10 protein-coding genes are annotated in these 11,166 nt (G+C 38.0%); 5 read left to right on the forward strand and 5 right to left on the reverse strand.

Annotated elements, in window-relative coordinates:
- Nucleotides 1-100: 100 nt before the first annotated feature.
- Both Q7674_RS13905 and Q7674_RS13910 read left to right on the forward strand, forming a co-directional pair.
- Nucleotides 101-382, forward strand: a complete 282-nt coding sequence (locus Q7674_RS13905; RefSeq protein WP_045065195.1) for a hypothetical protein — start codon at nucleotides 101-103, stop codon at nucleotides 380-382.
- 164 nt (nucleotides 383-546) lie between these two features.
- Nucleotides 547-1,071: a glutathione peroxidase gene (locus Q7674_RS13910; RefSeq protein ID WP_045065244.1), complete on the forward strand. Its 525-nt coding sequence runs from the start codon at nucleotides 547-549 to the stop codon at nucleotides 1,069-1,071.
- Nucleotides 1,072-1,132: 61 nt separating this feature from the next.
- Here the strand turns inward: Q7674_RS13910 and Q7674_RS13915 are convergent, their stop codons facing one another.
- The 3 genes from Q7674_RS13915 to Q7674_RS13925 all read right to left on the reverse strand — a co-directional run bounded on the left by Q7674_RS13915 (nucleotide 1,133) and on the right by Q7674_RS13925 (nucleotide 4,235).
- Nucleotides 1,133-2,635, reverse strand: a complete 1,503-nt coding sequence (locus Q7674_RS13915; RefSeq protein ID WP_023932517.1) for an alanine/glycine:cation symporter family protein — start codon at nucleotides 2,633-2,635, stop codon at nucleotides 1,133-1,135.
- 586 nt (nucleotides 2,636-3,221) lie between these two features.
- Nucleotides 3,222-3,665: a ribonuclease T2 family protein gene (locus tag Q7674_RS13920; RefSeq protein WP_305424043.1), complete on the reverse strand. Its 444-nt coding sequence runs from the start codon at nucleotides 3,663-3,665 to the stop codon at nucleotides 3,222-3,224.
- Between the two features lie 54 nt (nucleotides 3,666-3,719).
- A complete protein-coding gene (locus Q7674_RS13925) occupies nucleotides 3,720-4,235 on the reverse strand; it encodes a ribonuclease T2 family protein (RefSeq protein ID WP_305424045.1) in 516 nt (171 codons plus the stop codon).
- A gap of 550 nt (nucleotides 4,236-4,785) precedes the next feature.
- Here Q7674_RS13925 and Q7674_RS13930 point away from each other — a divergent pair.
- From Q7674_RS13930 to Q7674_RS13940, 3 genes are all read left to right on the forward strand, one after another.
- Complete coding sequence (locus Q7674_RS13930; RefSeq protein WP_008986906.1) at nucleotides 4,786-5,091, forward strand: hypothetical protein; 306 nt, start codon at nucleotides 4,786-4,788, stop codon at nucleotides 5,089-5,091.
- Nucleotides 5,092-5,919: 828 nt separating this feature from the next.
- Nucleotides 5,920-6,795, forward strand: coding sequence for an ABC transporter ATP-binding protein (locus Q7674_RS13935; protein WP_045065199.1), 876 nt, complete (start codon nucleotides 5,920-5,922; stop codon nucleotides 6,793-6,795).
- On the forward strand, nucleotides 6,792-7,628 hold the full coding sequence (locus Q7674_RS13940; protein WP_045065200.1) for an ABC transporter: 837 nt from the start codon (nucleotides 6,792-6,794) through the stop codon (nucleotides 7,626-7,628). Before Q7674_RS13935 ends, Q7674_RS13940 begins: the two co-directional genes overlap by 4 nt.
- A 130-nt stretch (nucleotides 7,629-7,758) precedes the next feature.
- Here Q7674_RS13940 and Q7674_RS13945 read toward each other — a convergent pair whose 3' ends face one another.
- Both Q7674_RS13945 and Q7674_RS13950 read right to left on the reverse strand, forming a co-directional pair.
- Nucleotides 7,759-7,962, reverse strand: a complete 204-nt coding sequence (locus Q7674_RS13945; protein ID WP_008986909.1) for a hypothetical protein — start codon at nucleotides 7,960-7,962, stop codon at nucleotides 7,759-7,761.
- 314 nt (nucleotides 7,963-8,276) lie between these two features.
- The gene (locus Q7674_RS13950; RefSeq protein WP_045065202.1) at nucleotides 8,277-11,129 is read right to left on the reverse strand and encodes an Hsp70 family protein; all 2,853 of its coding nucleotides are present in this window, start codon (nucleotides 11,127-11,129) and stop codon (nucleotides 8,277-8,279) included.
- Nucleotides 11,130-11,166: the final 37 nt, after the last annotated feature.

Genomic DNA, 11,166 nt, shown 5'->3' on the forward strand with positions numbered 1-11,166 from the left:
TCGTTTGTATTGCGAAAAAGCTTGCTTGCGACACTGTAACGTTTTAGCTTGGTTATAGCCGATAATTTTACGTTAACTGGCTGATGCTAAGGAGGAACTTATGATTAAAGTGAACTTCGATTTAGCGAAAACTGCATACGATAAAGTACTGAAATACCCTTATGGAGGTGAATTAGAACAACATGAATATTTGGCACTAAGGGTTTTCCGTTGGGATCTTGCCCGTGCTGGTATGCAAATCGATCGTGCCTTTGATTTACGATTAAAAAGGTGTGGCTATCGAAATATAGCAACACAACCCGCTAAAGCGCATCGTCCTCTTCCTGTCTGTGTTATTGAGAAGATGAGTGATGCCTGGAAATTTCAAAACGGTTATATGTAATGTTTAACTCCCACCAATAGCGGCTAAAGAAATGAACTTTCTTTAGCCCTTTTTCGTATTGGCAGTAATCTATTTATAAATACACTTCTAAAGATACGGGAAATGTTATGTCAGCCTCTTTTTCGCTTGCACCCTATTTTCGCCACTTAATTTTTTTCCATTTTATGTTTTTAGTATTAGCTATCCCATTAGTAGCTAAAGCAAACACTTGCCCCAGTATTTATCAATACTCTATGAAGAAGCTCGACAGTACTGAAAGCTATGATTTTTGTCAGCAACTCAATAACAAAGTAGTACTGTTTGTGAATACCGCAAGCCAATGTGGATTCACGCCGCAATTTAAGCAGCTTGAAACGCTGTACCAAGAATATAAAGATCAAGGCTTGATGGTCGTAGGGTTTCCTTCAAATGACTTTATGCAAGATAGAGGGACAGAAAAGCAAATAGCCAAAGTGTGTTATAGCAACTACGGTGTTACTTTTCCGATGATGGAAAAATCGAAAGTATTGGGCAGTGATGCTAATCCCATCTACAAAACATTAGCAATTCAATCAGGTAAACCTGTTGGCTGGAATTTCCAAAAGTATCTGGTGAATAAGAAAGGAGAGGTAATTGCAGTGTTTCCTTCGAATATGTCGCCGCTGGCGAATGACATCACATCCGTCATCGTTACCCAATTAAAACAATGATTTTTGATATAAAAAAAGCCAGTAGGGGAAACCCATACTGGCTTTTTAGCATTAACTAAGGTTAGTTAGCGAAACTATTACCGTTCTTACGGCGCGCCTTAGCAATGGTTTCCGGGTGCCATGCACCTTCAATATCTTCAAGCTCAGGGAACTTGGAGCGATCAAATTCTGGCGTCTTACCTTGCTTAAGTTGGTGCTCATAATCTTTGATTACACGAATTGCCAACTTAGATAAGAAAATTAACGCAACGATATTAACGAAAGCCATTAGTCCCATTGACGCATCAGCAAGGTTCCATACAACTGGTAGAGAAGCAACTGAACCAAACATTACCATTGCTAGTACACATAGACGGAAAATCATAAGACCTTTCTTGGTGTTACCATTCAGGAACATGATGTTTGTCTCTGCATACGAGTAGTTTGCAATGATTGATGAGAAACAGAATAACAAGATAGCTGCTGCAATGAAGTATGTTGTCCATCCACCTAGCTCGTGTGATAGAGCGGTTTGTAGCAAGCTAATACCTTTACCTGCATCTGGCATATCCATCACACCAGAAAGCATGATCATTGCAGCAGATGCTGTACAGATAACGATAGTGTCAACAAATACACCTAGCATTTGTACAAAACCTTGTGATGCAGGGTGGTTAGGATTTGGTGTCGCACTTGCTGCGATGTTAGCAGCAGAGCCCATACCCGCTTCGTTTGAGAACAAACCACGAGCAATACCAGTTTGCATTGCTTGAGAAATGGTAAATGCTACACCACCTGCTGCTGCTTCTTGCCAACCAAACGCGCTTTTCACAATCAGAGAAAGCACGGCAGGTAACTCAGTAATGTTCATAAGTACAATCACGATAGCAATTGCTAAGTAGCCAACAGCCATGATTGGAACAATTTTCGCAGAAGCTGAAGCAACGCGTTTTAGTCCACCCATAATGAAAAACGCAGAGCAGATAACGATAACGATACCTTGCGTTGTTTCATTAAATCCGAAAGAGTGGTGTAGTGCATCCGTAATTGTATTTGCTTGGACAGCATTGAAAACGAAACCGAAAGCAATGATTAAACAAACTGAGAATAGGGTACCCATCCAGCGCTTGCCTAAGCCTTTTTCCATGTAATATGCAGGGCCGCCGCGGTATTGACCATCAACATCTTTTACTTTGTAAACTTGCGCAAGGGTTGATTCAATGAAGGCTGTTGCCATACCGAATAATGCAATAACCCACATCCAGAAGATTGCACCAGGGCCACCAACACTTAATGCAACAGCGATACCCGCCATGTTACCTGTACCCACACGTGCAGCCATTGAAGTACAGAATACTTGATATGAGCTGATGCCGTTTTCTAAATCACGACCACTTTTTAATACATCAATAGCATGACGGAATTGACGAATTTGGATAAAACCTAAACGTAGTGAGAAATAAATACCTACACCGACGAGTAAGTAAACCAGAACGTGTCCCCATAGTACGCCATTAATTGAACCTATGACTGCTAACAAACTATCATTGATAGTTGTGAGCAAATTTTCATTCGTAGAATTCATAATTTTTCCTGTCAATAAAACTTAATCATCAATAATCAAGTGAATAGGGGTATTCATTCTTAGTGAAAATCCCAAGCTATCGGTTTGTATGATGATATTTTTTATAATTAATATTTGAATGAATATTCTTTAATGAACATATCACAACCATCTAACATCTAACCGACTTAATTGCTCTAAAGGCGATGCAAGGTAGCACGAATCACTAAAATTCCAAGCGGACTTATATCACAAAAAAAGAATCAATTCCATGTAACACGTTACATTTTGAGTGTGGGTTTTATATTTTATTGTTTTTATTCAATGGTTTATGTTTTTTGTTTTGTCATGAGTGTTAAGTATCAAATAAACACTGTGCATTATCATAATATAAGAATCTTAACGTAAATTTAACATATATGATGGGTTATTATTCTTTTAAAAGGAGAGAGGATTCTAATTGTAAACGGAGAAAACGTATTCTTTTAAAGTATGCGTGAATAAAACACACACTTTTATGAATGGCGTTTTTTTAATATATACTGATATAAAAAAGGGATAAGTATGACTTATCCCTTTTAATTACGGTTACATATATCTACGCGTATTATTTACCGGAATCTTCGATATATATTTTCTTATGGCAGTTACCATAGAAAGGACGACCTTTTGGACCTGCTTTTAATAGATCTACAATTGGTTTACTTAGATCGATGTCTTTGCCTAGGTTAAGGCGTACTTCATTTAAATACTTACCTTGAGTACAGGCTAAACTAATACGATCAACCGCATCACTACCAAATTTCGAGGTTAATTGCTTTTTAAAGCTAGAAACTGAAACGTTGCGACCAATATTGTCTTTAATAAATTGACCGATCGGTGAGGCATCAACCTTTTCAACTAATTTTGTCGCAGTTAGGAAATAATCATCAGCATTACGTGTCTGACAAGTACCGTGTTTTTTCCACTCATATTCACCAAATTTTGTTTGGTAGTAAAAATTAGGCATCCAAGGTGCAATTTCTTTAATCGTACTACGTGATAAATCCAAACGCGCGTAACGATCACAGTAACCATAAGAAGTGCCGCAACTCGCTTTGTTTAGCTATAAGCCGTGCAGCGTTAGGTTGGTGATTTTTAACTTACCATCATTAATAGCGTTACATTCAGGCTTAGTTCCTTTGTAACTAAAATGCTCACAAAAACCCGGCTGCCAGGTAAGTGCTAATACATAGGAATCGAAGTCACCGACAGTGCTACAACTTTTACGAGAGTTACTGTAACGATTATCTTGCTTTTTTGTTGGTTCAGAAATCGTTTGGTTAAGGTTAACCGTACCACAGTCTTTATTTACCCAACGCATCGCTGGCTGAGCACCTGGCACAAGAATATGTACCCAACGGTAATCACGCTCGTTAAGCGCTTTTACTTGATATTGTTTGCCAACGACCAGTTTAGTGTCGTCTGGATTGGTTTGTTTGCGAAAAGATTGGAAGGCTTCGCAACTCTGTGATGCAGTAAAACCACCAGAGGTAGCAATAGAAGCATAAGAGCTAAAACTAGATAAAGAGAAAAGTGTACCTAAGCACAGTGCCGCTAGTGTTTGTTGATAATTACGCACAGTTATACCTATAACAAGGATGATATGGCGCTAACTATAGTCTATTCCTAAATAAAATTTAATAGCCGCTTTAGTTAGTAGCGGTGAAAAGTGCCTGATTAAGTCGCTGATAATAGGTGAGTAAACCATAATTGAAACATTATGATAGTGATTAATTGAAACTGTGATTAGGGTTATAAATATGACTCATGAGGCATTATTAAGAGTATTTTTTTTGTAAACTCTTCCTGAAATGTACGTTAACTGTGTTTATTAAAGAAAAATTTACATAATTATGTATTCACAATACTGACAACAGAGAGTACTATCTACAAAGTAATACTCCCTGTTATACGAAGTTGTAAAATTCAATTATAATTATAGAATCAGACTTTCTTGGTGATTAACTAATTGTTTTTTGCAGTTATCGACCCCAGCATCCTTTGGGGGCGTTAATTTCATTAAGACTAAAAATGTAGAAACTAATGGAAGCAACTATGTTCATTAGTGATGTTACGAATAGATGATACGGTCCCATACCGTAACTAGTTTTGTGTCCTCGAGGTAATTAATGGATAGTTTCGCAGCAGCAGAAAAAGCGCTGAGTGCAATGTTAAAAAGTGTGGAAGAGACGGGTGTTGTTAAAGAAGCACGTGTTGACTACAGACAAATATTAATTGATTTTGCTGATGAAGTCCCAGGTCGTCAAAAAGCTGTAATTAAAAGAATCCCGCTTCAAAAAATAAATAACCTTATTGCTGTTCTGCATGAATTCAAACAAGAATCTCGCCACACTCGCATGATCGAAATCCTAGCTATGATGGAAAAAGATGGCGTATCTCCATACGATCTATTAGACGAAGACGATGTAGAATAGATTATATAAAGCAATTTATTGGTTAAAACATATTGATGATTAATCCCAGAGAATATTCAACATGGTTTGTATTCTATGGCTTAATATTAAATTTTATTTTGCATTCATAATAGGTTGCTATTATTACTTCATAATACTGACGTATACAGAGTCATATCTAATTAAGCTCTGTATACGCTAGTTCTGAGTTTAAATATTACTGTGGAAATATAGTTGTGTGTCAGTGACGTTAAATTCGATTAACTTGATTAACTATCTGAATAATCATGTTCCATTTTGAATAGATAACGCATTGTATTTGTTGTCATATCTATTTGCTTATCCAGAGCTTGTATCAATCAAGCACTATTTCTCTCCTATAACAGCTAATCGTTTGATTGAAAAATAGAAATGACAGGGCATTTTATTGCTCTTTTTTATTTCGACAATTCTATTCTATAAATATTAAAAGTAATAAATACCTTAAAAACTGTTTTTATTGCGGATAGTGTATACCCAAGCCACTTTAAGTTACTAGATTCATCGAGAATACCTTGGTTTGTTGGCTAGGAGATGATTTAAAGATTTAGTGGTTCTAAATCAAAAATTATCGACAACGCATACAAGCCAAGATAACTCACCCTTTGGGAACATGTCACAGTGCCGATTTCTGTGTCACGCAACTTGGAAATAGACAACTATTACGCTTAGTTGCTTTCCTTGAACTCGCTGTTGTGACAATGTTCTGAATCCTGTAACTTGAAGTAACTTGGGTATATAGTTTTTGTCGTTACTCTTTGATGAGTAAACAAAATAATAGAGAAGCCGATATTGCTAAAGGAAGCGTTCGTGAAAAATAATAATGTAGAGATCACATTCATCTCTGCTCAACATATCAGTAAATCATATCAAGAGAATACAGCATTAACTGATGTCTCATTTGAGCTCAAATCAGGCCAAGTTATGGGTTTACTGGGACATAATGGAGCAGGTAAGTCAACGCTGATCAAGTCCATGTTAGGGATGCACTCATATAAAGGTGAGTTAAGTATTTTCGGTTTATCACCACAACAAGATAGAGCTAAAATTGTTGAGCGTCTTGGCTATATTTCAGATGTGGCTGTTTTACCTGAATGGATGACAGTGAAACAAGTGATGAAATATGTGCAAGGTGTTCATCCTCGTTATGATCAAAATAAGATGGATCGCTATTTTGCACAAACTAATATTCAGCTGAAATCAAAAATTGCAGCGCTTTCTAAAGGCATGAAAGTACAGCTTCATCTTGCTTTAGTCATGGCGACTGACGTTAATGTTTTAATTTTGGATGAGCCAACATTGGGGCTCGATCTTATGTATCGTGAAACATTTTACAGTTATTTAATGGAATGGTTTCATGATGGCGAACGTTCGCTAATTATTGCCAGTCATGAAGTAGATGAAATTGCTCATATGCTGACAGATGTATTGGTACTTAAGCAGGGACGTGCAGTATTACAAGGTCGTTTGGATGATCTGTCTCAGCGTTATAATGTGCTATCCGTTGATAATCAACAACTCGACCAAGCAATGCGTTTGAAGCCAATCAGTTGTAAGCAAGGATTAGGTCAACATCGTTTGTTATTTGAAAATATCTCTGAAGCTGAATTGAGTATGTTAGGAACAGTAACGAAGCCAAGCCTTGCTGACATCTTTATTGCAAAGCAACAACAGGAGGCGTTATGAGCCAGATAAGAACGCTTCTTGCTAAAGAATTGCTAGAGCATAAAATTGTTACTCGTTTACCACTGTTTTTAGCGATTTTCGCTATTATCAATATAAGCTTGATTATCAGTAATACCGGAAATTTCTCGTTCAATATTCAATCTTCAGGATTAGAAAGTTGGACGCCAACGTTAACTGGGAGCGAGACATTTGCTGGTGTTATTGGATTAATCAACTTTCTTATCGCTGGGCTAGTGACACTGATTAGCTTTTTTACCTATACGGCAAGAACGTTAGCGAAAGAGAGAAAAGAAGGCAGCCTTGCTTTTTGGCATTCAATGCCAGTAACAGATAACAAAGCAATTGGCATGAAGCTGGTGTTTGCTTTAGTTGTCATTCCTGTGATCTCATCATTTTTACTGTTGTTTTCCGATCTTACAGTATGGATTGTTGGTGAGTGGTTTGTGCCACAAAGCCTTTTAACGGAATATTCTGTCAATGGCATGGCGATTGTGCTGCATTATGGTGAGTTTATTTCAACAATGGCTGCAATGAGTCTAGCGCTATTGCCTGTTGCTTGTATTATTTTGTTTATTTCACAATTTAATGATCATCCATTAATTACGATTTTTGTAATTATTATTTTAATTAAAATAATGGGATCTTTTGTTTTTAATTCAACAGTAATTGGTGATTGGATAAGTCAAGTCAATAATCTGTCAATTAATATCTTATTGAGTAAAACACCGTGGCTGACTTTGCTTAATATTGGAGTTCCTACTTTAATCGGACTATTTATTGTAACTGTAGGATTTTTCGTATTAATAGTAAGATATCGTTCAGGTAAAGGTTGATTAATTGGAAATATAAAAAAAGGAGAGTTAATACTCTCCTTTTTTATACTGTTCACCCAAGCTAAGCCTATATTGTTTTTTTATCTATGCACAATATGCATGAAGTGGATTAGCTGTGCTAACAATAAGGTTATGCTGCTGATACAGATTCAATGTATTTTACTTCGTTCTTATATTTACGCACGTTACGAGATAATGTGCCTTTTGGAAGCTCGAAACGCTTTTCAGCTTCGTAGCTTGATAGGCCATCAAAAACAACTGCAGCTACTGCAACTCGTTGATTTTCTGATTTAAAAATACGTTGTGCGATGATCTGGTATTGAGAATTATTCATAACAACTTCTACTCTCTATTATTTAAATGTTTTATTGATGAGAGAATAAAATAACTCTCTCAATCATATTTACTTGTTATAAAGACAAGCAAACTAATGCTGTTAACAAGACAATAGCAATAGAAACCTTAACAGAAGATTAATAGAATAATCTTTAGCTATAAAAAATAGATATTGGTTCCTGTTTTCTTTGGAATTGTTAAGCTACTCAAATATAGATAACTATTTTATTTTGTATGATGTTATTTGTGGAATGTTAATTTCCATAAATAAAAGAGTGAGTATTACACTCACTCTTTTTTATTTATTGATAATTAACCTATTAATCTTAAACCGTTAGGTAAAGCATCACCAAATACACGCTTAGTTTCGTCTTCAGTTAATATTTTAATTTCAGCAACCATCTCAACCCAACTTTCAGGTGCTCGACTTGCTTTTAATTTATCAATGACTTCCTGACGTAATTCATCATTAATATCTAAATTACGATCGCCAGTTTTACGTGTCATCATTACAGCAGCAAACGCAATGTAAGGCTCTTTTCGCCAGTCATATTCCATTAACTCAGGTAAACAGTAAGAAACGTGTTCAGCTGATAACAGGTTGTGGGTAGAACCGTAGAAAGGTGTACGTGTTGCAATACGGCCAATTGCCCACCAATGCGCTTGTGCGTATTGCGCTTTTTGTAAACGACCAAAGAGCCACTCAATTAACTGTAGTTTTTTATCGAATGGTAAGTGCTCGAGTGATGCAGCTAAACGTACCATGTCCTCATAGCTGCGCTCTTGAAGCTCTTTATTTAGCTTTGCGTTTCGACTTGCACCTGGCGTAATGTACTTAGCAATATCTTTATAGATAACTAATTGTTGCTCTTGGGTTAAGCCGCCAGCAACACGACGCCAGAAGGTCCACCAGTCACACCATGTTTGGGTATTCGATTCAAACTGAATACCTTGCTGGTACAGTGCCCATATTTCATTCATGCGAAAATCATCGGCAGGGTAGCCAAAGCCAGGGCGCATAGTAAAGCCTGTGAGTTTTAACCAGTTACGTTCGTGGAGATCTGAACGACGACGACGCTTTTTACTTTCTAGCAATGCATTTGCGAGTTCACGCAAACATGGGGTTTCCCAGTTATCGCGTTTACCGAGCATTTTATCAAGATCGTTGCGTAAGGTTTTCGCAGCCTTACTGTTGTCGCTGTTCTTGCTGCCACCGTAAACTTTCTTAATGGCATCAATTGCATCATTCATACGAGGTGGAAGTTCGCTTTCAGCAAGGGTACTGTCGTTATCACCACGGTTTATTTTTGCGAGATCTTTTCGGATCGCAAACTCTACTTTCCAGCGTTTTTTCGGATGAGCAATACTGACAGCTTCGATCTGAAGCGTACCAACTTCTGTTAGCTGACAAGCCAGTGTCACTTCTTCACGATCTTTTTGGTTTGCCGCTAATTCACTGCGATCACGTTCACTATCAAGGGTGGCAATAAATGGCGGTAGGGTAACAAAGCCATCACCAAGAATTTCAACTAGTTCACCGACTTCTGAGTATTTTTCATCAGTGGTAGAAACAAGATTAAAACGTACTGGTTCACCCAAGGTTAAAGCAAATTTACGATGAGTTAAGTTAACCTCAGTACTTTCTTCAATGCCTTTTAGTAGTAAACAAATGCCTTGTTTTACATCTTTGTTTTGACCAATCACTAGGAAGAAAGAGCGAGCTGAACCACCACCGATTTTCAGTTGTGCACCATGACGTGCTTTGGCATAAGCAACAGCACCAAAGGCAACAGCGAGATCTGGGTGGAGGTTTTTAAGTTCAGTGATGTGGTTATCTTCACGCCATGAAGACAGTAGATTTAATGTACGTTCAGTTAATAGTGGGCTGTTAAAGACACCACCATTTAGCAATACAGCAACAGGAATCGCAGGCTTTTCGTCATTGATTTCAATGCCATTTTCCTTGAACGCATCACGACAAACATGATCGTGAAGATCAATAAATTGGGCAATGTGCTTACTGATAGCAGGATCAGCAGCATATGGTAGACCAAATTCCACCATCGCTGCTTGGCGTTGGCTTGGTTGTTCGCTGTAATCCGTCATAGGGAAGAAGCCATCTAAAGCTATGTTATGTACTTCTTCACGGTTTAATTCAATACTTTTCGCACCGCCAATTAAACGAGAACCACTACCTAACATGGTCACTTTCGCAGTATCTGGCGCGTTGCCTGATAACAAGCTTTCTTTCACTTTGCGGGTTTGCTGAATAAGTTTTGATAACGCTGCTTGGCTGAGTTTTTTCGATTCGCCATTTAAACGTTGCTCAGCAACATGCGCTAACGATAAATCAAGGTTATCACCACCTAGCATGAGGTGATCACCAACACCGATACGATCTAGTGTTAGTTTGTTATCTTTACTACCAACCTTAATTAAGCTCAAATCAGTTGTACCGCCACCGACATCGCACACCATTAATAGTGGAATGTCTTTTAATAATTCATCAGCGTTATCTTTGTTCTGTGCGTACCAGTCGTAACAAACCGCTTGTGGCTCTTCGAGGAGCAAGACTTTCTTCAAGCCTGCAAGTTCTGCCGCTTGTAATGTGAGTGCGCGAGCCGCTTCATCGAATGATGCTGGCACTGTGATCACCACTTCTTGATCGGCAAGCTTGGCATCTTTGTGGTGGTAATCCCATGATTGACGTACGTGGTTTAAATAACTAGCACTAGCGATAACAGGGGAGACTTTCTTTACATCTGATTTCGAGGCAGTTGAAGACCAAGGCAAAATAGCTTCATTGCGATCAACATGGGGATGAGAAAGCCAGCTTTTCGCACTAACGACTTGGCGACCTTCAACTTTAGCGCCTAATTCACGGGCTAATTCACCAATGATCACCGTATCAATTTCACCTTTAACAGGCTCAGTATTCCAAGGCAATACTAATTGGGTTGGATCCATTTCCCCTTGTGCAGGGTGATAACGGAAAGAAGGTAATAGCGGTTTACGTGCTACTTCGCCCGGTGCAATTAATTGATCAATGTTGAAAATGTGCATAGGGCTATTTTCAAGATCGTCTGTAATTTCAGCGTAAGCGACGACGGTGTGTGTTGTCCCTAAGTCGATACCGACTAAATAGCGAGGGGAGGATGAAGGCATGACGACTCCACTAAGTAAAGAAATATTAATACGTGGG

This window comes from Photobacterium leiognathi (genome assembly GCF_030685535.1).
GTDB lineage: Bacteria > Pseudomonadota > Gammaproteobacteria > Enterobacterales > Vibrionaceae > Photobacterium > Photobacterium leiognathi.